Origin of the sequence: Marinobacter sp. (assembly GCF_034669625.1) — a bacterium.
GTDB lineage: Bacteria > Pseudomonadota > Gammaproteobacteria > Pseudomonadales > Oleiphilaceae > Marinobacter.
Map to the genome: position 1 here is coordinate 14,250 of NZ_JAXMOY010000014.1, position 23,703 is coordinate 37,952.

The 23,703-nt window shown below is 53.9% G+C and carries 23 protein-coding genes and 1 tRNA gene; 20 read left to right on the forward strand and 4 right to left on the reverse strand.

The features are described from left to right. Positions 1 to 16 precede the first annotated feature (16 nt). The 7 genes from ubiG to rdgC all read left to right on the forward strand — a co-directional run bounded on the left by ubiG (position 17) and on the right by rdgC (position 4,495). Positions 17 to 733 carry a bifunctional 2-polyprenyl-6-hydroxyphenol methylase/3-demethylubiquinol 3-O-methyltransferase UbiG gene (ubiG, locus tag VOI14_RS12170; RefSeq protein ID WP_323752318.1) on the forward strand — a complete coding sequence of 239 codons (717 nt, stop codon included), beginning with the start codon at positions 17 to 19 and terminating at the stop codon, positions 731 to 733. Then, complete coding sequence (locus tag VOI14_RS12175) at positions 708 to 1,388, forward strand: HAD-IA family hydrolase (RefSeq protein ID WP_416361423.1); 681 nt, start codon at positions 708 to 710, stop codon at positions 1,386 to 1,388. The genes ubiG and VOI14_RS12175 overlap by 26 nt, the downstream gene beginning before the upstream one ends. A gap of 65 nt (positions 1,389 to 1,453) precedes the next feature. Beyond that, positions 1,454 to 2,206, forward strand: a complete 753-nt coding sequence (locus VOI14_RS12180) for a YciK family oxidoreductase (protein ID WP_323752320.1) — start codon at positions 1,454 to 1,456, stop codon at positions 2,204 to 2,206. Further along, the gene (locus VOI14_RS12185; RefSeq protein WP_133005139.1) at positions 2,206 to 2,439 is read left to right on the forward strand and encodes a glutaredoxin family protein; all 234 of its coding nucleotides are present in this window, start codon (positions 2,206 to 2,208) and stop codon (positions 2,437 to 2,439) included. Before VOI14_RS12180 ends, VOI14_RS12185 begins: the two co-directional genes overlap by 1 nt. Positions 2,440 to 2,452: 13 nt before the next feature. Next, positions 2,453 to 3,226 (forward strand): peroxide stress protein YaaA, encoded by a 774-nt coding sequence (gene yaaA / locus VOI14_RS12190; protein ID WP_323752321.1) that lies wholly within the window; start codon positions 2,453 to 2,455, stop codon positions 3,224 to 3,226. Between the two features lie 42 nt (positions 3,227 to 3,268). After that, a complete protein-coding gene (locus tag VOI14_RS12195) occupies positions 3,269 to 3,469 on the forward strand; it encodes a DUF2788 domain-containing protein (protein ID WP_199008091.1) in 201 nt (66 codons plus the stop codon). A 99-nt stretch (positions 3,470 to 3,568) separates the two neighbouring features. Next, positions 3,569 to 4,495, forward strand: coding sequence for a recombination-associated protein RdgC (gene rdgC, locus VOI14_RS12200; RefSeq protein ID WP_323752322.1), 927 nt, complete (start codon positions 3,569 to 3,571; stop codon positions 4,493 to 4,495). 27 nt (positions 4,496 to 4,522) lie between these two features. On the opposite strand, the gene VOI14_RS12205 is transcribed toward rdgC, so the two are convergent. Continuing rightward, positions 4,523 to 7,267, reverse strand: coding sequence for a bifunctional acetate--CoA ligase family protein/GNAT family N-acetyltransferase (locus VOI14_RS12205; RefSeq protein WP_323752323.1), 2,745 nt, complete (start codon positions 7,265 to 7,267; stop codon positions 4,523 to 4,525). Between the two features lie 220 nt (positions 7,268 to 7,487). Between VOI14_RS12205 and VOI14_RS12210 the strand changes: the two genes are divergently transcribed. After that, positions 7,488 to 8,414: a histone deacetylase family protein gene (locus VOI14_RS12210; protein ID WP_323752324.1), complete on the forward strand. Its 927-nt coding sequence runs from the start codon at positions 7,488 to 7,490 to the stop codon at positions 8,412 to 8,414. A 12-nt stretch (positions 8,415 to 8,426) separates the two neighbouring features. On the opposite strand, the gene VOI14_RS12215 is transcribed toward VOI14_RS12210, so the two are convergent. Beyond that, complete coding sequence (locus VOI14_RS12215; protein WP_323752325.1) at positions 8,427 to 9,353, reverse strand: flagellar protein MotY; 927 nt, start codon at positions 9,351 to 9,353, stop codon at positions 8,427 to 8,429. 155 nt (positions 9,354 to 9,508) lie between these two features. Here VOI14_RS12215 and pyrC point away from each other — a divergent pair, with 155 nt between their 5' ends. Next, on the forward strand, positions 9,509 to 10,540 hold the full coding sequence (pyrC, locus tag VOI14_RS12220) for a dihydroorotase (protein WP_323752326.1): 1,032 nt from the start codon (positions 9,509 to 9,511) through the stop codon (positions 10,538 to 10,540). Positions 10,541 to 10,577: 37 nt separating this feature from the next. After that, on the forward strand, positions 10,578 to 11,234 hold the full coding sequence (rnt, locus tag VOI14_RS12225) for a ribonuclease T (RefSeq protein WP_323752327.1): 657 nt from the start codon (positions 10,578 to 10,580) through the stop codon (positions 11,232 to 11,234). 72 nt (positions 11,235 to 11,306) lie between these two features. Here rnt and VOI14_RS12230 read toward each other — a convergent pair whose 3' ends face one another. Further along, entirely contained in the window at positions 11,307 to 13,292 is a 1,986-nt protein-coding gene (locus tag VOI14_RS12230; protein ID WP_323752328.1) for an SDR family oxidoreductase, read from the reverse strand. A 386-nt stretch (positions 13,293 to 13,678) separates the two neighbouring features. Here VOI14_RS12230 and VOI14_RS12235 point away from each other — a divergent pair, with 386 nt between their 5' ends. From VOI14_RS12235 to VOI14_RS12245, 3 genes are all read left to right on the forward strand, one after another. After that, positions 13,679 to 13,978 carry a hypothetical protein gene (locus tag VOI14_RS12235; protein WP_323752329.1) on the forward strand — a complete coding sequence of 100 codons (300 nt, stop codon included), beginning with the start codon at positions 13,679 to 13,681 and terminating at the stop codon, positions 13,976 to 13,978. A 37-nt stretch (positions 13,979 to 14,015) separates the two neighbouring features. Then, on the forward strand, positions 14,016 to 16,853 hold the full coding sequence (locus tag VOI14_RS12240; protein WP_323752330.1) for an insulinase family protein: 2,838 nt from the start codon (positions 14,016 to 14,018) through the stop codon (positions 16,851 to 16,853). Positions 16,854 to 16,895: 42 nt separating this feature from the next. Continuing rightward, a tRNA-Arg gene (locus VOI14_RS12245) sits at positions 16,896 to 16,972 on the forward strand. Between the two features lie 25 nt (positions 16,973 to 16,997). Here VOI14_RS12245 and VOI14_RS12250 read toward each other — a convergent pair. After that, complete coding sequence (locus VOI14_RS12250; RefSeq protein ID WP_323752331.1) at positions 16,998 to 17,162, reverse strand: hypothetical protein; 165 nt, start codon at positions 17,160 to 17,162, stop codon at positions 16,998 to 17,000. Between the two features lie 283 nt (positions 17,163 to 17,445). On the opposite strand from VOI14_RS12250, the gene VOI14_RS12255 reads away from it, so the two are divergent. From VOI14_RS12255 to VOI14_RS12285, 7 genes are all read left to right on the forward strand, one after another. After that, positions 17,446 to 18,420, forward strand: coding sequence for a TRAP transporter substrate-binding protein (locus VOI14_RS12255; protein WP_323752332.1), 975 nt, complete (start codon positions 17,446 to 17,448; stop codon positions 18,418 to 18,420). 71 nt (positions 18,421 to 18,491) lie between these two features. Beyond that, the gene (locus VOI14_RS12260) at positions 18,492 to 19,037 is read left to right on the forward strand and encodes a TRAP transporter small permease (RefSeq protein ID WP_323752333.1); all 546 of its coding nucleotides are present in this window, start codon (positions 18,492 to 18,494) and stop codon (positions 19,035 to 19,037) included. Beyond that, entirely contained in the window at positions 19,034 to 20,293 is a 1,260-nt protein-coding gene (locus VOI14_RS12265) for a TRAP transporter large permease (protein ID WP_323752334.1), read from the forward strand. Before VOI14_RS12260 ends, VOI14_RS12265 begins: the two co-directional genes overlap by 4 nt. A gap of 10 nt (positions 20,294 to 20,303) precedes the next feature. After that, positions 20,304 to 21,272, forward strand: coding sequence for an asparaginase (locus VOI14_RS12270; protein ID WP_323752335.1), 969 nt, complete (start codon positions 20,304 to 20,306; stop codon positions 21,270 to 21,272). A gap of 19 nt (positions 21,273 to 21,291) precedes the next feature. Next, on the forward strand, positions 21,292 to 22,341 hold the full coding sequence (locus VOI14_RS12275) for a tartrate dehydrogenase (RefSeq protein ID WP_323752336.1): 1,050 nt from the start codon (positions 21,292 to 21,294) through the stop codon (positions 22,339 to 22,341). A gap of 88 nt (positions 22,342 to 22,429) precedes the next feature. After that, positions 22,430 to 23,095: a FadR/GntR family transcriptional regulator gene (locus tag VOI14_RS12280; RefSeq protein ID WP_323752337.1), complete on the forward strand. Its 666-nt coding sequence runs from the start codon at positions 22,430 to 22,432 to the stop codon at positions 23,093 to 23,095. A gap of 86 nt (positions 23,096 to 23,181) precedes the next feature. Then, the gene (locus VOI14_RS12285) at positions 23,182 to 23,682 is read left to right on the forward strand and encodes an ureidoglycolate lyase (protein ID WP_323752338.1); all 501 of its coding nucleotides are present in this window, start codon (positions 23,182 to 23,184) and stop codon (positions 23,680 to 23,682) included. The last annotated feature ends 21 nt before the right edge of the window (positions 23,683 to 23,703 follow it).

A 23,703-nucleotide genomic window follows, 5' to 3' on the forward strand; every position in this document is an offset into this window, starting at 1 on the left:
TTTCTCAGGGGCAAGCATGAGCAACCAAAACGTAGACCAGAACGAGATTGCCAAGTTTGAGGCGCTCGCCAGCCGCTGGTGGGACCCCACCAGTGAGTTCAAACCACTTCACGACATCAACCCCTTGCGCCTGAATTTCATTGACGAGCGGGTTTCTCTGGCCGGAAAACGAGTACTGGACGTCGGCTGCGGTGGCGGCTTGTTGTCCGAAGGCATGGCTCTTCGCGGCGCTCACGTCACCGGGATCGATATGGGTGAAGCGCCCCTGCAGGTCGCGAAATTGCACGGGCTGGAATCCGGCGTCAAAGTGGACTATCGCCAGACGACCATCGAAAATCTGGCCCAAGACCCGGAGCATGCGGGCCAATACGATGCCGTCACCTGCCTAGAAATGCTCGAGCATGTGCCAGATCCAGCTTCGGTCATTAGATCGTGCGCCGCTATGTTGCGCCCGGGTGGCCACTTATTTGTGTCAACCATCAACCGGAACCCGAAGTCGTTCCTGTTCGCCATTGTCGGCGCAGAATACATCATGAACATGCTCCCTAAGGGCACCCATGAGTGGAACAAATTCATCCGCCCTTCAGAAATGTCCGACTATCTGCGCCAAGCCGGTCTGGACATTCAGGAACTCACTGGCATGACCTACAACCCCATCACTAAGAGCTACAAGCTCGGTCGCGATGTGGATGTCAATTATCTGATGCATGCCAAGGATATCCGTGAAGACTGAAAACACCCCATCAGCGGTCCTGTTTGATCTGGATGGCACACTGATCGATACAGCGCCAGACTTCATCCGCTGCTTGAATCTGTTGCGCCAACAAAACCATCTGGAGCCGCTCCCGGCGGAATATATTCGTCGCTCGGTTTCCAACGGCGCCCGCGCCATGGTTCGGCTGGGGTTTAACCTGGAGCCTGAACACGACGGCTATCTTGATAAGCACACAGCCTTCCTCGACCTCTACGAAGCCGGAGTGGCAGATGAAACCACTCTGTTTAACGGCATGGACGAATTGCTGTTGGCTCTCGAGACCAAAGGTATTCCTTGGGGTATCGTCACCAATAAACCCGTGCGATTCGCTGCTCCGCTGATCAAAGCACTCGATTTGCAGGATCGCTGCGCGACACTGATCTGCCCCGATCACGTGACTGACCGCAAACCCCACCCCGAACCGATGTTTCTGGCCTGTAAAGAAATCAACGCTGCGCCAGAACGGGCCATTTACGTGGGAGACCACGTGCGTGACATCGAAGCCGGTCGCAACGCGGGCATGTACACCATTGCCGTAAGATACGGCTATATTGAAGAACCGGAAACAGTTGATCTGTGGCAAGCCGACGCCATCGCCGACACCGTCAGCGACCTGGCAAAGCTGTTACAATAACGCTCAAAATTTTTCACTTACCGGCCGCAACCTAGCCGGCATTTGCCAGATAACGGAGACAGGTTATGCATGATTACCAAGCACCCGCCGATCTTCTAAAAGACCGCATTATCATGGTAACCGGAGCCGGTAGCGGTATTGGCCGGGCGGCAGCAAAAGCCTACGCGGCCCACGGTGCCACCGTCATTCTGGTAGGGCGCACTCTGTCCAGACTGGAAGAAGTTTACGATGAAATCGAAGGCGCCGGGCACCCACAGCCTGCGCTGGTGCCGATGAACTTCGAAGGCGCCACCATGAAAGACTATGAAGAGCTGGCCATGACCATCGAAGAAAACTTCGGTCGGCTCGACGGTTTGCTGCACAACGCAGGCATTCTGGGCGCACGCAGCCCCGTGGAACTGTATGACCCCGAAACCTGGAACAAGGTCATGCAAGTCAACGCCACGGCACCTTTCATGCTTAGCCGAGCCATGATCCCCCTGCTGAGGCAATCGGATGCAGCATCCATGATCTTTACCTCCTCCGGTGTGGGCCGCCAAGCACGGGCCTACTGGGGAGCCTATGCAGTGTCCAAGTTCGCCATTGAAGGGCTTTCACAATTGTTGGCCGATGAGCTGGACGATGAGCGCAATAACGTTCGCGTAAACAGCCTGAACCCCGGTGCGACCCGCACAGGCATGCGAGTGCTCGCCTACCCGGCAGAAGATCCTCAGAAGAACCCGGCTCCAGAGCAGTTGATGCCGATCTACCTCTACCTGATGGGTAAAGACAGTCAAGGTGTGACTGGTCAACAAATCGATGCGCAGCCGAAGACATAATGGAACTGATTTTCTACACCACATCCAACTGTCATCTGTGCGAACTGGCGGAAGCGTTGCTGGTCAACACCCCGATGCCGGAACCCATTCCTGTGGATGTGGTCGATATCGCACAGTCCGAAGCCTTGGTTGAACGCTACGGCACTCGCATTCCGGTCCTGCGCAGACAAGACACTGGCGAAGAACTCGGCTGGCCGTTTACTCAGGCCCAGTTACTCACGTTTTTGCAATAAAGGATCCGCTAACATGTTGTTGATCATCTCCCCCGCCAAAACTCTGGACTACGAAAGCCCACTGGCCACGGAAACCTATTCCCAGCCGGAGTATCTGGACGATGCGTGCGAGCTGATCGATCAACTGAAGGAGCTGGAACCCCATCAGGTCAGCAATCTGATGGGCATTAGCGACAAGCTCGGCCAATTGAACGCTGACCGCTTCCGCAACTGGCACACCCCCTTCTCGCCCGAAAACGCACGCCAGGCTATTCTGGCTTTCAAGGGCGACGTGTACACAGGGTTGGATGCCGAAAGCTTCAACGAAGACGACTTCAGCTTCGCCCAAAAGCACTTGCGCATGCTGTCAGGCCTCTACGGATTGCTCAAACCTCTCGACCTAATGCAGCCGTACCGGCTTGAAATGGGGACCAAGTTCGAGAACCAGCGCGGCAAGGATCTCTATGCGTTCTGGGGTAACAAGCTGACCGAAGACCTGAACACCCTATTGGCGGAAGACGATCAGGTTTTGATCAATCTGGCCTCCAATGAATACTTCAAAAGCATTCAGAAGAAAAACCTCGAAGGCCGGCTGATCACCCCTCAGTTTAAAGACTTCAAAAATGGCAAATACAAGATCATCAGTTTTTATGCCAAAAAAGCACGCGGCCTGATGTGCCGTTACACCATTCAAAACCGCATCACCCAAGCGGAAGAGCTCAAAAGCTTTGATCTGGATGGCTACTACTTCAGTGAAGAACAATCCGATAAGAACAACTGGGTCTTCCTGCGGGATGAACAACGTTAATCACACACCCACTCGCACATTTCTGTTGATATCGGAGCAACCATGAACGAAGCAGTCTTTTCCCAGATCGCCATGGCGGTGCTGCTCACGGGCCTTATTGGCTGGATGGGTTTCATTGTTTGGGATCTCGCCAAAAAGTCACAGGCTGGAAAATTTGGCACCATCGCACTCTTTACGGTGTTGGGCGCCGGCGTTGTTGGTTTTATCGTCAAAACCGTACTGGTCGAGATCTTGCAGATCTGAACATGCCCTACCGGTAACTTTACGGCTGCCTCTCCGTAGCCGTATCATCGCATCCCTTTCTCGAATCGCCCCGAACAATACAGCAAGGACATAAAACCCATGTGGTTTCGCAACGCCCGAGTATTTCGTTTTACCAAACCGTTCGACATTACCGCCGAAGCCCTTGAAGAAAAGCTGCAAGCCGATGCGTTCAAGCCCTGCGGCCCGCAAGAGACGATGCGTCAGGGTTGGGTTCCACCACTTGGCAAGCACGGCGAACTGCTGGTGCACAGCGCCAACGGCTACCATCTGATTGCCCTGCGTAAAGAAGAAAAAATCCTACCCGGGCCTGTGGTTAAAGAAGCCGTAGAAGAACGCGCTGAAGCGATTGAGCTGGAGCAAAGCCGGAAGGTTCGCCGGAAAGAAAAAGACGAAATCAAAGAACAGGTGATGCTGGAAATGCTGCCCCAGGCGTTCTCCCGCAACCGCCGCTGCTACGCCTATCTGGCACCGCAAGACGGTGTTCTTGTGGTAGACGCCGGCTCAGCCAAGCAAGCCGAAGATTTCGCCTCAACCCTTCGAAAAACATTGGGGTCACTACCCGTGCGGCCACCAGTGGTTGAGCAGGCACCGGCCTTTACCTTTACCGGCTGGCTAAACGAAACCATCGATCTCCCAGCGACCATTGAACTGGGCAATGAGTGCGAGCTCAAAGACCCGTCCGAAGACGGCGGTGTTGTTCGTTGCAAAGGCCTGGACCTTAAAGCTGACGAGATCCGCAATCATCTCGAAACCGGCATGCAAGTCACCAAGCTTGCGGTAACTTGGGACAACAACGTGCATCTGGTTCTTGATGAAGAGCTGGGCATTCGCCGTTTGAAATTTGGTGAGACCCTGCAGGACCAACTGGACGATGTGGACGTTGACGATGCCGTGGCCAAGTTCGATGCAGCCTTTACCATCATGACGCTGGAACTGTCTCGCATGATTCCCGGTCTGCTGGAAGCCCTTGGTGGCGAAGATCGCTCCGCCATTGTCGAAGAATAAGCCGCAAGCCTCTGGAACTGGCGGGAGTTAGTGCTCCCGCTTTTTCAGCCGCTCTTTCTGCCAGTCTTTCTCTGGCTCATTCAGCACCAGCCTCAGATCCATAACCTCTTCCATGGGGTTGAACTTGATCTCAAACCCGAGATGTTCGGCGAGCTGGAGCATCGGTCGGTTTTCTGGCAACACGTTGCCAACCATTTCCATCGTGCCGCGGCCTCGGCAGTATTCAATCATCTTTTGCATAAGCGCGACCCCCAGCCCTTCGCCTTTCATTCGGTCATCGACCATGACGGCGAACTCGCTGCGGAGGTTATCGGCGTCGGTCCATATTCGCACTGTCCCGAGCGTTTCCTCATGCTTACTATTTTCTTTTTTGGCATTGGCAATAAAGACCATCTCCCGGTCGTAGTCGATCTGCACCATCTGAGCAACGTCTTCCCGGGAGAAGTGCTTACGATATTGGAAGAATCGGTATCGTATGGATTCCGGGGACTGGTATTCATGGAAGGTTCGATGTGCAGGCTCGTCCTGGGCCAGAACAGGGCGAAGAATTACCCGCCGACCAGACTTGGGTAACACAATCCACTCTTCAAGTTCCCGTGGATAAGCCTGAATAATCGGCCGACTCGGCTTGTCATCCAGATCAACCGCGATACTGACCGCCACAGCGCCCTGTTCATTGAACAACAGAGGCGAAATCTCCAAGCCCCGAATTTCGGGGATATCAATCACGATCTGCGACAGTTTCACCAATGTTTCCGATACCGCGCGTATGTCTTCTTGCGGCCGAAGACTGTGCTCCTTCAACAGTTTGTACATATAGGTCCGGCGCAATAACTCGCGGGCCAGCACCATGTTCAACGGAGGCAAAGCAATCTGGCGGTCGGTAGTAATATTGATCTGGGCACCGGCTGCACCGCACACCACCAAAGGACCAAACAGCTCGTCCCGAGTGATGCCCACACTGAATTCAATGCCGCCTACATGCTGGTAGGAGTGCTGCATACCAAAGCCCAAAAAGCCACTATTGGGAAAATGCTCTCTATACTCTTCAATCAAAAACCGGCAGCCATCAATAATGGCCTGCTCGCTGTTCAGGTTTTTAATGGTGCCTTTATACCGGCGCTGTGTCGGGGTCAGATCAAGGAAGGGGTAACAGACCTGCTCATGAACGATGGTCAGGTCAATTGGGCGGCGCTCGACCGCAAACATTTCCAGCACTTCCTCTACATCATCGCAGTAAACGGTTTCGATGGCATTCACGCCATAATCCCGAATTACCTGGCGCGCTTCGCGACTGGAAAGATGTTTACGGCCATCCCGAAGGGCTTTGGCGACTAGCGAACGCGTGTTAGCCCTGTCCGCGAAATGGTCCGTGAACGACTCCGGCGTTTCTTTCAAAAGTCGTTGTACCCGCTGATGCTTCACGTGCTGCATGAATGCAGTTACAGCTTTTTCCGGGTTGAAAAACGACGGCAAGCCTGCCCGATAAAACTCCTCGCGGGAATCCATCACCGTACTCTGACCCAACCAGCAGGTGAAAATATTCAGGCGCGTGCCTTTGGAGGCCTGCACCACTGCGTCGGCGATCTGGAGACTGTCCTGCACGAGTGTAGGCGCATACATCACCAACACGTTTGCTATGTTCGGGTCTTTAGCGAGGATCTTGACCGCTTTGCCATAGAGTTCAGGCGACGCATCGTAGTTCAAATCGATGGGGTTTTTCCGGGTCCAATAAGGCGGCAATAATTCCCCGAGCTCCTTAATCGTGGTATCCGACAACTCGGCTAATTCCCCGCCCAAATGTGATAGCCGGTCAACCGCCAACACCCCTGGGCCAACACCGTTCGCGATAATAGCCAGGGATTCGCGCCTTAAAGGGCGCATACGAGTCAGCGTTTCCAGCGCGTCGAACATCTGGCCCAAACCGTCGACCCGCAGCACGCCACCCCGCTGAAGCATCGCATCGTAGATGGGGTCGCTGTGAGTGACCCCGGCCGAAAGCTCGTGGGGAATCCATTCCGATTCCGGGACCCGTCCAGACTTGACCGCAATCACCGGTTTCGTGCGAGAAGCCACCCGAACCGCCGACATGAAGCGGCGAGGGTTCGGAATACTCTCAATATGCAACAAAATGGCTCGGGTTTGGCTGTCCTGGGCTAGATAATCGATCAGATCGTCATGATCGATATCCATGCCATCGCCTAGAGTCAGGAAGTAGGAAAAGCCTACACCTCGAGCAAACGCCCAATCCAGAACGGAACTGGCGATTGTGCCGGACTGTCCGATAAACGCCACTCGGCCCGGAATTGCCCCCATGTGCGCGTACGTCGCGTTCAAATGTCGAGCCGGAACCATCAAGCCAATCGTGTTTGGGCCCAACACCCGTATCCCGGTTTCTCTTGCCGCATCGCGCACCGAATACATTAGAGGCTGGCCGGTTTTACTGTGAGTACGAGACATACCACCGGTCATCACGATGGCGGTTCGTACGCCACTTTCGCCAAGCTTACGGATCATTTTTGGCACGGTATCAGGCGGGGTACACACGATGGCAAGATCGGGCGTAAAATCCAATTGCGACACTTTCGCGACACAAGGGACACCATGAACGTTGTCATAATCGTTCTGGTTAACGACCACCATACGGCTCGGGAAACCGCCACCCAGCAAGTTACGCAAAACCATGCCACCCAGATTGTCTGACCGCTCGGAAGCACCGATCACAGCAATGGATTCAGGATTGAACAAACTTTCCAAATAACGGGTACTCAAGAGAACTCTCCCTGATCCAGACGGTGGCAATGTAGATAAGAATCTCAATAAAACAGGTTACTTATCAATGTATACCTTATATTAGATCGGTATTTCCTGATGTAAATCGACTATCCTGCAGACTAACTGCCAATGATTTAGACGAAAGTAGCCCACATCTACCCAATATCCTTGTTAACATGCGAATAATAACAACCGGACTCAGGCTTAGACTCTCAGCATGACCACAGCATTCTTTTCCCACAATGATTGCCTGAAACACAATATGGGCCCGGATCATCCGGAGAGCCCAGAACGTATTGCAAGCATTCTGGCACATATTGCTGACACCGAGCTTCAGCAGACACTCGACTGGGTGCGGCCTGAAGAAATTACCCGGGATCAGTTACTCATGGTCCACCCCGAGTCTTATCTGAAGCAACTCGACTTGATGTCGCCCACTCGGGGCCGGGTGTTTACAGATCCGGATACCTCTCTCATGCCTGACACCCTCAGGGCCGCCAGATTGGCCGCTGGAGGAAATGTGCAAGCCGTTGATATGGTCATGAGCAGTCAGGTAACTAACGCTTTTATTTGCGCTAGGCCCCCGGGACATCATGCCGAACGCACCAAATCCATGGGCTTTTGTTTCTACAACAACATTGCTCTGGCGGCGTTAAGGGCTCTCAATTTCCATCAGCTAGAACGGGTTGCCATCATCGATTTTGATGTTCACCAAGGTAACGGAACCGTCGATATCGTTGGTGGTGACGAGCGCATTCTGATGTGTTCAAGCTTCCAGCACCCGCTGTATCCTCACAGTCATGTGCACCGTCAGCCTGACAACATCATCAATGCGCCGATTGAAGCAGACTGCTCATCGGCGGAATATCGCAAACGCGTGGAAGGAACTTGGCTGAAAAAGCTTCAAAACTTTCGTCCGCAATTGGTGCTGGTGTCCGCCGGCTTTGACGCACACAGACTGGACCCGATGGCGGAAATGAATCTGGAAACAGAGGATTATCGCTGGCTGACCGAAATGATCGTGAGTGTGGCCCATGACCATGCCAACGACCGAGTAATCTCAACGCTGGAAGGGGGATATCATCTGAGGGCGTTAGGTGAAAGCGTGACCACTCACCTCGAGGTATTGAACGCCGTTTATTAAGCTGACTCCAGGTCAGCCAGAAAACGTGCCTCCGCTTCCGTTTGCCTGCTGAAACTCAGGGCGCTCACCCTGCCGTTGCAAACGAATCGTAACCCTGCGGTTATCCCGATGGCGACGCGATACCGGGAACTGATCTCCATGACTGCGGACAATCAGCAAATCTTCATCAAGGCCTCCGGCCTTCAAATACTCCGCAACGACTGTCGCGCGTTCTTCTGACAGTGCCCGGTTATCGATCCGACTACCAATACTGTCCGAATGGCCATCCACCAGAATACGTTCTATCGTGGAATCCGCCAGCACATAGGTCACGATGTTATCCAACAGCGCCCTATCGTCCTCAGAAAGCGCCGCACCACCGCTGGAAAAAGGGACGCGAGAGCGGCGAATTTGATCATAGTTCACCGGCAACAGACCCGAAACACACTGCAGGTACCCGGAATATGGGGCCGAAAAATTCACATTCGAAAGCGAGACTCTCACCGCGCCCTGACCATATCGGGATACACGTGTCAGGGTTGGTTGCATGCCCTGCAGCAAGCCCTGAGCCATGATGCTCGCCTCTTTGCTACCAACGCTTACGGAGCGCTGGCCGTCAGATACACTCACGGCACCAACCGGCCTCGGTGCTACGCCTGGACGCCAGACAGGCGCCTCGACCACCAATTGCCCACGACCAGGTTTCATCCGTGCGACCGTGGATTCAAGATAGAACGCAAGGTCCTCTCCTGCTCGATGACTAAAAACCGCTCGCCCAAACCCGGGCACTTCATGCACCAATGAGCATTCGAACACCGACTCCGAAAGATACCAACGGCTATTTTCGATGCCGGCTCCATAACTGGATGCCGCAGCCGGGGAGGCAAACGTCCACACCAGAAGCACGCCAGCAAAGGTAGCGACTCCTTTTTTCGTAGACCTGCGCTTTAACATCACCATAGAGACGCCCCAACACCCGTTAACTCATTTACTTACTGAGTATCGGCAAGCTTGGACAATACTTGAGCCATAGAAACACATTCAGATCGAAAAACATTCGTGACGGCCTTCTGATATAATTCGCAAAACTTTTAGAGCTGCCTGGCGAATCTCTCATGACCAAACAACTGACCATCACCCGCCCGGACGACTGGCATTTGCACGTCCGCGATGGCGATGTATTGAACAGTGTTGTACCGGCGACGGCCGCTTGTTTCGGCCGCGCCATCATCATGCCGAACTTAGTGCCACCGGTGACCGATGCGGCCGCCGCAACGGCCTATCGGGAACGGATTCTAGCCGCCGCAAAGGGCACAAACTTTGAGCCATTGATGGTGCTCTACCTCACAGAGAGCATCACACCGGAAACGATCCACGAAGCGAAAGCGGCGGGGGTTGTAGCAGCAAAACTCTACCCTGCTGGCGCCACCACGAACTCAGCTTCGGGTGTCAGCGATATCCGCAACATCTATCCCGTGCTAGAAGCCATGGCCGAATGCGGCATGCTGTTATTGGTACACGGCGAAGTCACCGACGCTGACATTGATATTTTCGATCGGGAAAAGGTGTTTCTGGAGCGCGTACTGGCTCCGACATTAGAGGCCTTCCCGACACTGAAAGTGGTTCTGGAGCACATTACCACTGCAGACTCCGCCGAGTTTGTGCGTCGTCATACCGGTGACAATCTTGCCGCAACGCTGACGCCGCAACATTTGATGTATAACCGCAATCACATGCTGGTTGGCGGCATTCGCCCGCACTTATACTGTTTGCCCATCCTTAAGCGCAACAAACATCAGGAAGCCCTGCGTGAAGCTGTTGCCAGCGGTGATCCCCGGTTCTTCCTGGGCACCGATTCAGCCCCACACGCCCGGGACAAAAAAGAGGCTGCCTGCGGCTGCGCCGGCTGCTATTCCGCCTACGGCGCCATCGGACTGTATGCCGAAATTTTTGAAGAGCTGGGCATTCTGGACAAGCTGGAAGCCTTCACCAGCTTCAATGGTGCGGACTTCTACGGCTTACCAAGGAACACCGACACCATTACTCTGGTGCGCGAACCTTGGACCATGCCCGAAAAGCTGCCCCTGGCAGACGGAACCATCGTGCCATTAAAATCTGGTGAAACCGTTCACTGGCGTATGGCCTGATCACCTTTTAACTTACAACACGAACATTGGAGTTCGCGTGTCTGACGAAAACAAACCGCTTCACCCTATGTCTCAGCGTTTCCGCGGCTTTCTACCCGTCGTGGTCGATGTCGAAACCGCAGGCTTCAACCCCGAAAGAGACGCTCTGCTGGAAATCGCAGCCGTAATGCTGACCATGGATGAAGACGGCAAGCTACACCGTGGCGAGACCCACCTGCAGCAAATCGACCCATTCGAAGGCGCCAATCTCGAGCAGTCCGCATTGGATTTCACCGGCATAGACCCTTGGGACCCCGAGCGAGAAGCGGTTCCTGAGCGCGAAGGCATGAGTGAGATTTTCTCCCCGATCCGCAAAGCGGTCAAAGCCTTCGACTGCAAGCGAGCCGTACTGGTTGGCCATAACGCGACCTTCGACCACAACTTTGTCTTCGCCGCCGCCATGCGCGCCGACATCAAGCGTAACCCCTTCCACCCGTTCTCAACGTTTGATACCGCTACCCTTGCGGGACTGGCCTACGGCCATACCGTACTGGCGCAAGCGTGCAAACTGGCCGGGATTCCGTTTGATAACAAAGAAGCTCACTCCGCCGCTTACGACGCCGAGAAAACCGCGGATCTGTTCTGTGGCATCGTGAATCGTTGGCAAGAATTGGGAGGCTTCCCGCCACCCCCGGTAGCAAGTACCGACGAGTAAGCGCGAAAGAACTTCTCTAAAGCCAACAAAAAACCCGCACAAGGCGGGTTTTTTGTTGCACAGCGATTCACCTTACCAGTGAATGCCGCGCATGATGGCTGCGAACGCAACCTGCTCGGAAGACACCTTAGGCTTCTCGGTCGTCTTGCTACCGGCAGCGGAAGGTGAATCCGGGAACATCCGGTAACCGGTGTTCATAATGATTTCACCCATCTTCGGTGTCAGAGAATGCAGTACCGAAGCAAACACACCCAAACGAGTAGCAATACGCTTTGGCCGATACACAATGGCATCGGCCACCATTTGTGCTGCTTCTTCCGGCGTCAGCGTAGGCACGGAATCGTAGATCTTGGTCGGCGCAATCATCGGCGTCTTCACCAACGGCATGTTGATGGTAGTGAACGTCACGTTACGATCCGACCACTCCGCCGCCGCACAGCGGCTGAACGCATCCAGCGCCGACTTGGACGCTACGTAGGCCGAGAACCGAGGTGCGTTAGTCAGCACACCGATAGAAGAAATGTTCACCACGTGGCCACCGCGACGCTCCAACATAGCAGGCGCAAAGCCCATGATCAGACGCACAGAACCGAAATAGTTCAGCTGCATAGTGCGTTCGAAATCGTGGAAACGGTCAAACGCCAATGACAACGAGCGGCGAATGGAGCGACCGGCGTTGTTCACCAGCACATCCACATGCCCATGATTGTCCAAGACCGTTTTAACGAAACGGTCGCAGTCTTCCATATCGGAGAAGTCACACTGGTACGCGTGGATGTTGCCACCTTTGGCCTCAAGCTGGGCCGCCACTTCGTCCAACGTCTCTTTGGTTCGTGCACCAATAACCAGGATAGCGCCAGCTTCGGCAAGCTTCTCGGCCGTCGCCAGACCAATACCGGAGGTTGCGCCGGTCACCACACAAACCTTGCCTTCAACTGTACCTTTCAGGGTACGGTCTTTGAACAGGTCTGGATCGAGGTTACGCTCCCAGAAATCCCATATCACGGCCGCATAGCTTGGTAGGCGCGGAACTTCGATGCCAGAGCCTTTCAGCACCCGATCCAGTTCACGGGTATCAAAGCGGGTCGGATAATTAATGAAAGACATAACAGACGACGGGATGCCCAAATCATCCAGAAGCGCACCGGTAATCCGTTTTACCGGTGGCAGGTTTTTCACACTCTGACGAATGAACGGAGGAATAAACCCAAACATCCGCGAATCGATGCGCATACCCATGCGCGGTGCATGGCCTGCTTCTGAGAAGATGTTAAGAATCTCGCCCACTTTATAAGGATCTGAATCCACCAAGTGGAAGCAGTTACCGTCTTCACCGTCCAAATGCGCGATGTGATCCATGGCGTTCACCACGAAATCCACCGGAACGATGTTCAGTCGGCCACCTTCCAAACCAATAGTTGGAACCCACTGTGGCAGCGCATGACGAATCTTCTGGATCATTTTAAAGAAGTAGTAAGGCCCGTCGATCTTATCTATTTCGCCGGTTTTCGAATGGCCAATCACCATGCCCGGGCGGTAGATACGGAACGGTACTTTGCACTCTTCCCGCACCACCTTCTCGGATTCATGCTTGGTGCGCAGATACGGGTGATCGAGCTTTTCAGCTTCCTCGAACATATCCTCCCGGAAGATGCCTTTGAATAGGCCAGCAGCTGCAATAGACGATACGTGATGGAAATGTTTAGCGCCCATCGCTTCAGCGGCCTGGACCGCGGCACGGGTGCCTTCAATATTGGTTGCGGCCTGAGCTTCTTCGTCTGCCCCCATGTCGTATACAGCGGCAAGGTGGAAGAAATGATCAATGTTTCCTTCCAAAGCTTCCATGGCGGCGCCATCGATACCTAAACTGTTTTTGGTCAGATCGCCAACAACGGCTTTGATACGGCTATCGTCCACACCCAATCGCTCGCGAAGCTCCACCAGCTTGCCCTGGGACTGCGCCCTTACCAGGACATGCACCGTACCACCACGGGCCAATAGCTTTTCCACCAAAAAACGACCGATAAAACCGGTGCCACCTGTAAGGAAATAATTCATAGAAGATCCGTCCTACGTGTTACTTATTTGTTGTCATATCGCCACACCATAAAACTACGACTTTAGTCGTAGCTTTATGGTGTGCACGCATTCTACTTAATTGCTACTTGCATGTATCGAACTTTATTAGAGCTTTTGCTCTTTAAGCCATTGTTTTTATTAGAGCCTTTACTCTAAGTCGAGAACAAAAACCGACTGAATCACGCCTAATAATCCGACACACTGCACTTGAGGTTAGCACATGAATTCGAAGCTGACTGACAGGAAACCGCAAATTACTGCATAGCAATGCAACCATCCTCTGGCAATGCCATAATCGGGAACTTCCGACGCCTTTTGGCGTCTCAGACAGTCACTCATTCACACCAGGGTTTACCAGACCAACCATGCCGAAAGACAATCCAAACACCGAACGCTATATCGCCATTGCCCGTGCCTGTTTGAAAGCGATTAACGACACCGCCGCCGACAAAGGCTCAAGAGAAGAGAAAATCGAGGCCGTCTATAAAGCCATCGACAAAGCGTTTCAGAAAGAATTTTCCGACTACCGCCAGTCTGTTGCCATTATGGCCACTGTGCTCGAGCGCATCGCTTCTGGCGAACTGGATGCAGACCAAGCGGCCAATCTAGCCAAGAAGACCTTGTCCCAGCAGCCAGACAATACCGGCTCCGGACAGATGCACTAAATCTCTTTACAAGCGAATCCCGATTAGATGAGGCCCCATGACCGTTAAACGCCCCTTGTTCCGACGTTTGTATCGATTGCCACCAATGTTGCTTTTACTGGCCAGCTTGTTGCCTAGCGCGTACATTCATGCAGAAACCGAGCCCAGCAAAAGCCCCAATGACCCGAATAGCTATCGATACCTGGAACTGAATAACGGTCTGCGCGTTATCTTGGTCTCGGATGCAACGGCGGATAAAGCCGCTGCTTCTCTCAACGTAGCGGTAGGCAGTGGAAACGATCCAAGTGATCGTGAAGGCATGGCTCATTTTCTTGAGCACATGCTGTTTTTGGGCACCGAAAAATACCCCGATGGTGGTGAGTATCAACAGTTCATTCGCAGCCACGGCGGTAGCCACAATGCTTTCACCGCGTTCGAAAACACCAACTATTTCTTCGACGTAGAAAGTGAATTCCTGGAAGCCGCACTGGATCGTTTTGCCCAGCAGTTTTCGCACCCGCTCTTTACACCCGAGCTGGTGGATCGTGAACGTAACGCCGTTCATTCCGAATTCAGCGCCAAGCTTAAAGAAGATGGGCGGCGTTTGCTGTCAGTCAGAAAAGCAACAGGCAATCCGAATCACGCCTTCAGCAAATTCGCTGTTGGTAATCTGACCACGCTTGAGAATACCGAAGAGAATCCTCTGCGACCGGATCTGATCCAATTCTGGGAACAAAATTATTCAGCCAACGTCATGTCGTTAGCCGTGTATGGGCCACAGTCTCTGGATGAACTTGAGCGAATCGTTCAACACCGTTTCAACGCCATAGCGAACCGCAATCTGGACGTAGTTAAACACCCCGAGCCCCTGTACAGCCCAGAACAGCTGCCCGAACGCATTACCGCTGAAACGTTGAAAGACAGCAGGAGCCTCTCGCTTTCGTTCCCTATTCCGTCGCAACGGGCCAACTACGCCACAAAACCGGCCTCCTACGTAGCCAACCTGCTGGGCCATGAAGGCCAGGGCAGCCTGTTCGATGTACTCAAACGCGCGGGCCTGGTGGAAACCCTGTCAGCCGGACTGGGCATGGACACGGGCACGCACGCAACGCTTAACATCAGCATGTCCCTCACCCGCGAGGGGTTGAAGCAGCAAGATGAGATCATCGCTCTGGTGTTCCGTTATATTGACGTCATCAAAGCCGACGGTATCAAGGAAGAGCGTTTTGAAGAAATGGAGCGGCTCGCCGTTATCGACTTCCGCTTTCATGAACGTGGCGAACCGATGCGCGAAGCCATGCGTTTGTCCAGCTTGCTGCGGGATTACCCGGCAGAAGACATTTTAAGCGCCCCCTATCTCATCGAACGATATGCCCCCGAGCAATATCGGGCGATTCTGGAACGGCTGACACCCGATAATCTGGTCGCTCTGGTTTCCGCGCCAGACCTCAATCTGCAAGATCCGCAAGTGACCGAGTGGTACGAAACACCTTGGCAGCGAGCGCCCTTCGAACTTACACCATCGATGAATCGGGAGCTGACTGAACAGCTGTCTTTGCCTCCAGCCAACCCCTTTGTCCCGGAGAACCTGGACTTGGTTACCGGCGATAGCATGTCCCACCCCGTTTTGCTGAGTGGATCTGACGAGATGCGCGTCTGGTACGCCCGCGACACCCAGTTCAACACCCCAAAAGCCAACGTCTTTATTAGTTTGCGCAGCCCTATTGCCCGAGCTTCCGCTCGCAATACCGTGCTGACGCAATTACTGGTGGATGCCATCAAAACCAATCTCAACGCCTGGGCCTACTCCGCGAGGCTCGCGGGCCTCAATTACAGTGTCTACCCTCACCTTCGCGGCATTACCATTCGAGTGGGCGGGTACGACGACAAGCTCCACGAATTGCTCAACCGCATTTTGCTGGAATTTTCCGACCCAATGATCACTGAACGACGATTCAAGATTGCGCGCCAGCGCCTGATTGACGGTCTGGAAAACAAATCGAAAAACCGTCCGGTTCAGCAAACGTCCGAATTTATACAAACCGCATTGCTGAACGGTACTTTCCCCGTGAGCGAGAAACTTGCTGCGGCCAAAGACATAACCCTCGACGAACTGACCCGCTTTGGCGCCAACTTCACGGAGGCCTTGGACCCAGTGATGCTGGCCCACGGCAACCTGACCGAAGCCACGGCCTTAAATCTGGCCAAGCAGGTTCAGGCAATTGTGCTCAAAAACAGTGAGCGAGTAGACGTAGAACGGTCCAAAATCAGGCAGTTACCCGACGGACAAACAGATGCGATTCTCAACGTCGAGCATCCAGACACCGGATACACGCTCTACCTTCAGGGCAAAGACCGTTCTTTTGCAGAGCGTGCCCGCTATCGGCTACTCGCACAGATCATCAGCAGCCCTTTCTATGAAGAACTGAGAACCACGAAACAGCTTGGCTACATCGTCTACGCCACCGCTTTCGAAATTCTGGAGACCCCTGCGCTCGGTTTGGTTGTGCAGTCCCCCGAAGCCAGCGGCAAAGCAATAGACGAAGCCGTCGCCCAGTTTGCAGACAGCTTCAAAACCCAACTGGCTGAGCTCACACCCGAACAACTTATCCGTGAAAAACAGGCCGTGATCAGCAAAATGATGGCCCGAGACCGGCAACTCGGTGATGTGTCTGGCCGCTACTGGCAGGAGATCGACCGGGAGAACGACGAGTTCAACAGCCGTGAAGCACTGGCGGCAGCAATTCGTGAGGTCTCGCTAGAAGCGCTTAAGCAATCCTTTGAAGAGGCAATGATCGAACGGCAGCGGGCATTTAAGGTGCTGACGGGCCAAGGAGAAAGCAATCAACAACAGATTCTGAACGACCTACGTCAGCGTCAGCCCGTGGCCCCTTGAGCCACGGGCTCATGCCCGTTATTATACCGGCTCTTCTGAAATGCCTCCGTAGCTCATCTGGATAGAGCGTCCCCCTCCTAAGGGGAAGGTAACAGGTTCGAGTCCTGTCGGGGGTACCAATTACCCATCCGCATCAATCTACAATCAACGGCCCTCTGTCCGGATTTCGTTCCGCTCAATGTAGCCTATCAGGTTCTCGAACACCCGCTTAGACTGCCAGGTAGACCCGAAGAAATTCAGGTCTTTCAGGTAAAGGTGTGCGTATATCCAGTTCAACGATGAGCCCGGCGATGGCGCCCAACGCCACATAACGCCCTCCCTCGAACTTACCCTCTAAGACCTATGTCGGCATCCATGCGCCCCGATATCCCAAGAAACCCCTTGTTTGACATTAGTGGTTCTACTACTATCGATCTGGTCTGACCGGTTTTACCGGTTTGACCAGATACGTAAGACGTAATAAATCAGTATCTCAATCGGTGCCGGTAACACTTCGGCAACCCTTCTTTTTAAAGAATAAGTCAGTGGCATCCCTTGGCCTAACATCCAAAGGGTTGCAACAGATGACAAGATAATTTTTCAGGAGCTCACAATGAGGCACGTCTTCACCCCGATCATTTCTACCCTTGCGGTTTCCATGGCCCTAACATCAAACATGGCGTTTGCAGCGGACTACACGCTTCGTCTTAGCCACACAGGGGCGCCCGGCCACCACTACCAAACCATTACCGAGCAGTTCGCTGACGAAATCGCAAAGAAAACCGATGGTGCGGTTGAGATTCAGATCTTCCCTTCCGATCAGTTGGGCAACCAGTTGGAATCGGTCGAAGGCACCATGATTGGTACGCTGGAAATGACTCTGGCCTCAGATACCGTGTTATCGAATTGGGTACCAGACATGGGTGCACTGAACCTGCCGTTCCTGTTTGAGAACATGGATGAGTACCTTGAAGCAGTCGAAGGGCCGGTTGGCGAAAAACTTAGCAAAAAGGTTGAGCAACAAGGCGCCGTCATCATTGGCTGGTGGGGCAACGGCATGCGCCATGTCACTAACTCTGTTCGCCCGATCAACCATCCTGAAGATCTCGAAGGTCTGAAAATTCGGGTTCCTGAAGGCAAAGTATTTGTCGACACTTTCAAAACCTTGGGTGCTGGCGCGACAGTCATGTCCTTCGGAGAACTCTATTCTGCCCTTCAACTGGGCGTTGTGGACGGTCAGGAAAACCCGCCTGCGCACATCCTGACTCAGAACTTCAATGAAGTTCAGGACTATGTATCGCGCACCGGCCACATCCACATGGGCTCGCCTCTGATCATAAACGCGCATCTCTTCAACAGCATGCCAGAAGACATCCAGAAAACCCTGTTGGAAGTGGGCAACGAGTACAACCGCAAGCACATTGACCTGATTGCCAACCTCGAAGCCGAACAATGGCAGGTGGTTGCAGAGCGCGGCATGAAAATCAACGACGTGGACAAGTCTGAATTCCGCAAAGCGGTCCAGCCGGTTTACGACGATGCCACAAGCCGGTTCAGCCCAGAGATTCTTAACCCACTCACTCTGTAATTCATCCAGCACCCAGACATCGATGATTCCCCGGTTATGGGGTTTCATCGGCTGTCAAAGGACCGGTTATCATGAACACAAAAGATCACCCTGCCCCATCAAGTCTTCGACGATCACTCATCTCCTTTTGTGACCGAGTCGCAGCAATCTGCCATGTAATCGCTGCCATTGCCATCGGCGTAATGTTGTCGTTGGTCGTCATTCAAGTGGTGTTTCGGTACGTGCTCAACACACCAATCGGGTGGACTCAGGAGATTTCCGTCTTTTCGCTAATGCTCGCGGTCATGGCGGGTATGGCTGTGGCGGTTTGGCGCGCTGAACATTTCAAAGTATCGGTGATCGCAGACTGCCTGCCTTCAGTCATTGGCAGGGTGCTTGGCTTCATATCGCACCTGATCACCATCACCTTTCTCTCAGTCGTGGTTTGGTTCAGCTACCAACTGGCCCTGCGTGCCATGTGGCAGGTCTCGCCTACCACCGGCATTCCAGTTGGCTATGTCCAATTCTTCCTGACGGGAGGCTGCCTTGTTGCCGCATTCCTCCTCACAGTAAAAACAGTACTGCGCCACGACACCATCAGTGACCAAAATGCTGTCATCGCGGAACAAGTATCATGATTGAAATACTCATATTCACGTTTATCGTTTTTTTGTTGATTGGCGTCCCGGTGGCCTTCGCGTTGGGCGCCGCCAGTACCCTTGCCATATACTTCGGAAGCCACATCCCCCTGCTGGTGGTGGCCCAAAAGATGTTCCAGGGACTGAACAACTTCTCATATCTGGCCATCCCCCTGTTCCTACTGGCCGGGGCCCTGATGTATGAAGCCAAGCTGTCTGAACGGCTAGTCTCCATGGCCGGCCGGTTAATCGGACGCCGTCCGGGCGGTCTCGCCAACGTGGCGACAACGTCTTCTGCTTTCTTTGGTGCCATTTCTGGTTCCGCCCCGGCAACCACTGCTGCGGTAGGTACGGTGCTGATCCCGTCCATGAAGAAATCCAGCTATACCGCTGCGGGTTCCGGTGCGGTCGTGGCCGCCTCAGGAGCGCTTGGGCTGATCATCCCGCCCAGCATCACTATGGTGATTTATGGCGTTATTTCCGGCGTTTCTATTGGCGCACTGTTCATTAACGGTATTGTTCCCGGAATCCTGCTGACCCTCGCGATTTGCATGTTGAACTGGTGGCGTGGCAGAAAGAGTGTCGATGACGTCAACCTTGAGGCCTCTACGCCATCGCCCGCCGAGCGCTTGAAAAATCTGGCAGCACTGCTGATGCCGATTATTATCATTGTCGGGATTTACTCGGGGGTCTTTACGCCGACCGAATCCGCCGCTGTGGCTTGTGTGTACGGTCTGTTGATTGGCGTTTTCTTATACAAAAGCCTGGGGCTAACCGAAATCAAGCGGGCTTTCATGAGCACTGCTGCGACAACAGCCGTCATCATGTTCTTGATGGTCTGTGCCAACGTCTTCGCGTTCGTGATTACCACCGAGCGTGTACCTCAGATTTTCTCAGCATGGGTGATGAGCATCACCAGCGACCCCACTATGGTCATGCTAATGATGTTAGGCTTGCTGATTGTGGTTGGCACCTTTCTGGATAACGTATCCGCGCTGGTTTTGCTGGTGCCCACTCTGGTCGCAATCACCTCTGCCGTTGGCATTGACCCGATGTACTTTGGCGTATTCACGATCATTGCGCTGGCGGTCGGCCAATTTACACCGCCAGTTGGTCTGAACCTGTACATCGCCGCAAACATTGCGAATGAAACGGTAGAAAAAATCAGCGTCGCGGTACTGCCCTTCGTGGCTTTGTACATTACCGCACTGCTGATTTTCGTCGCGTTCCCGAACCTTTTAACCCTGTTCTCTTAACGATATGACTATGAAAAATACCGTTGTACTTATTTCACTGGGCGGCACCATTGCCAGCCTGCCGGATAGTTCCGGGCGGGCCATTGCCGGCGCTCTTTCCGGCAAAGAGCTCATGGATACTTTGAAAATTGAGAGTGATGGCCCGGTTGAAGTCATTACGCTCGTCAAGAAACCGAGCAACGCCATTACCACGGCCAACCTGTTGCAGCTCAGAGCCCTGTGTTTGGAGCTATCGGAACGCCCGGAGGTCGCCGGCCTGGTGGTATCACAAGGTACAGACACCCTGGAAGATACAGCGTATTTTCTGGACACAACCCTTGCCTTGGCCGACACCGCTCTGGTGGTAACGGGCGCTCAGCGCGTTCCTTACGCGCCCGGCTCTGATGCCGGCCCCAACCTCCGCGATGCCATAAAAGTGGCGAACGCCGCTGAAGCACGGGGCGCGGGTACCGTCGTTGTATTCAATGAAGAAATTCATGCGGCGTCCTGCGTACGCAAAGTCAGTAGCTATCAGCTTAACGGCTTCGGCTCGCCAGGTGTTGGCCCTCTAGGTTTCGTCGACGGCGATGAGGTTCGTTTGAACCACCGGTTAAAGCGGCCTTCCACGATAACGCCGGGCGAGCAACTGCCCCGTGTGGATATTCTGCCCGTTGCGATCGACGCTTCGCCGGCACTGCTTGAAGCCTCAGTCGCCAGTGGCGCTCAAGGCCTGGTTATTGACGCGATTGGCCGGGGGCATATTCCTCCAAGTTGGGTTGAACCGCTTCGAGCTGCAATCAATGCCGGAGTGCCGGTTGCGGTTACATCGTCAACCCATTGGGGGCGTGTGGCAGAGGTTTATGAATATCAGGGCTCACTGGCTGAACAAGTATCACTGGGCGCGCTCAAAGCAACTCACCTGAACGCCCGTAAAGCCCGACTAAGGCTGATGTGTGCCTTGTCCGGCAATCAGCCTATCGACCAATCCCTTTTCGCCTGACAAATCGGCAGGAGACATCATGAATTCGTATAACATTGCTGTTATCCCCGGTGATGGCGTCGGCGTCGAAGTCACAGAAGCCACCATGAGGGTACTCGAAGCCGCAGCCCGTAAATTTGAGTTTGGCCTGGCACCGACCCAATACGAATGGGGCTGCGAATACTACCTTGAACACGGCCAAATGATGCCGGCCGATGGTTTGGCACAACTGCAAAAAAGCGATGCCATTTATTTGGGTGCCGTAGGTTGGCCTGAGAAGGTCTGCGACAGCGTATCACTGCACGGCCTGTTGCTGCCGATTCGCAAGCAATTTGATCAGTTCGTGAACATGCGCCCCCATCGCTTACTCAATGGCTCCGAAAGTCCACTTAAGAAAACCGACTTCGACATCCTGTGCATCCGCGAAAATACCGAAGGTGAATACTCGGGAGCTGGCGGGCGCGTGCACGTGGGGAACCCTCAGGAAGTTGCGGTGGAAACCTCAGTATTCACCCGTCATGGGGTAGAACGTCTGCTCCGATTTGGATTCGAGCAAGCCAGGCAGCGCTCCGGCAAGCTGGCCTCTATCACCAAATCCAATGCGCAAAAATATTCGATGGTGTTCTGGGATGAAATCACCGAAGAGCTGGCTGCCGAGTATCCAGACGTCACCGTGAGCCGCTACCACGTTGATGCTGCCGCGGCACGAATGATCACCCATCCCGAGAGCTTTGATGTCATCGTTGCCTCCAACTTGTTTGGCGACATACTAAGCGACATCGGTGCGGCCATTCAGGGCGGCCTGGGGTTCGCGGCATCAGCTAACATCAACCCTAGCCGCGAGCTGCCCTCAATGTTCGAACCTGTCCATGGCTCAGCGCCGGATATTGCCGGACAGGGCAAAGCCAATCCGGTCGCGGCCGTTTGGTCAGGTGCAATGATGCTTGAACACCTTGGCGAAGCGGCGGCAGCGAAAGCCATCATGACCGCCCTGAACGACGTTCTGAGCACCTCCGAGAACTGCACACCTGACATGGGTGGCAAGGCGACAACCTCGGAGTTAGCCGACGCGATTGTGGAAGCGATTTAGTCCATCGCGTCCCGGAAAGATACTTTGATAAACTAACGCTAAATACAGTCATCTTTAAAGTACCTTCGAGAGGCCTAAAGTCAAAAATATGCTCAACAACGCTATAGCAAAAACTCTTCAGACCAGAATACTGAACGGCGAGTACGCACCTGGGGAAGCTCTCCCCGGGCAGCGTGCATTAGCCGCAGAACTGGGCGTCAGCCGCCCGGCTCTGAGAGAAGCTTTGAGTATGTTGGAGACTCTAGGCTTGATCGACATTCGCCAGGCTCGGGGGGTGTATGTTCCGGACCCAAAGCTTGGCGACACCAACAGCGACAACCGCGCCAATCGTCGCAGCAAGGAGGTGTTTCAGTTTCGTTTAGCCGCCGAGCCCTATGCCGCGGCAATGGCCAGCCGACTGAGAACGAAAGACGATCTGGAGCGACTGAAGGCCGCCCACTTCCGAATGCGCTATGCGCTCGATGAAGGCCAGCTCATTGATGCTGCCCAGGAAGACTTTAACTTTCACCACATCATTTTTTCGATACTTCAAAACTCCATTTTCACCGACACCCGTCAACGACTGGCCTCGGACATTCACAGGGCTCAATGCCAACCTTTGCGCAACAAAGACGAATTGCGGAAGCCACTGGAAGAACACCAGGAAATCATCAATGCGATTGAGGCCCAATCTCCCGAACGTGCAGCCGCAGCTATGGCATACCACATACGGTCCGCCGCTCTAAGGGGTGGGTTGCGGGATCGAGACCTCTAACTCGCGTGGGCGAGCCCAAACCCTATTTTCAGACACTGGCCTCCCAACAAAAACACTAACCTGCGACCACAAAGCGGAGAATGCTAATGACCGAACCGACCCTCCAGCTGGCAGCCGAGCCCTTAACGACTGACGCTTTCGCTGACTTTGGCGAGGTGATTGATCACCGCAGCACGGACTACTTCATGATTAATGGAGGGATAACCCGCCGCCATCATGACCTGGCTAAAGTGGAGACGCTCGGCGAGGGAGCAAGAACTCTGATCAGTATTTTCGTGAGCCAACCCGTGCAACTACCACTGGAACTCAGCTTCCTTGAGCGTCACCCGCTGGGCAGCCAAGCCTTCATGCCACTGCAAGGCGAGCGCTTTGTGATTGTGGTCGCCCCTGCAGGTGACATTATTGACCCTACGCAAGTTCGCGCCTTCGTAACGGATGGCCAGCAGGGCATTAATTACCATGCGGGTACTTGGCACGCGATTCAATCAGTACTCGACGCTGAAGGCAGGTTTCTGGTGGTAGATCGCGGTGGTGCCGGCAATAACTGCGATGAATACCCGATCGCATTGCGGGTAACGCTGGAATAAACGTTCATTAGAAAACCGATA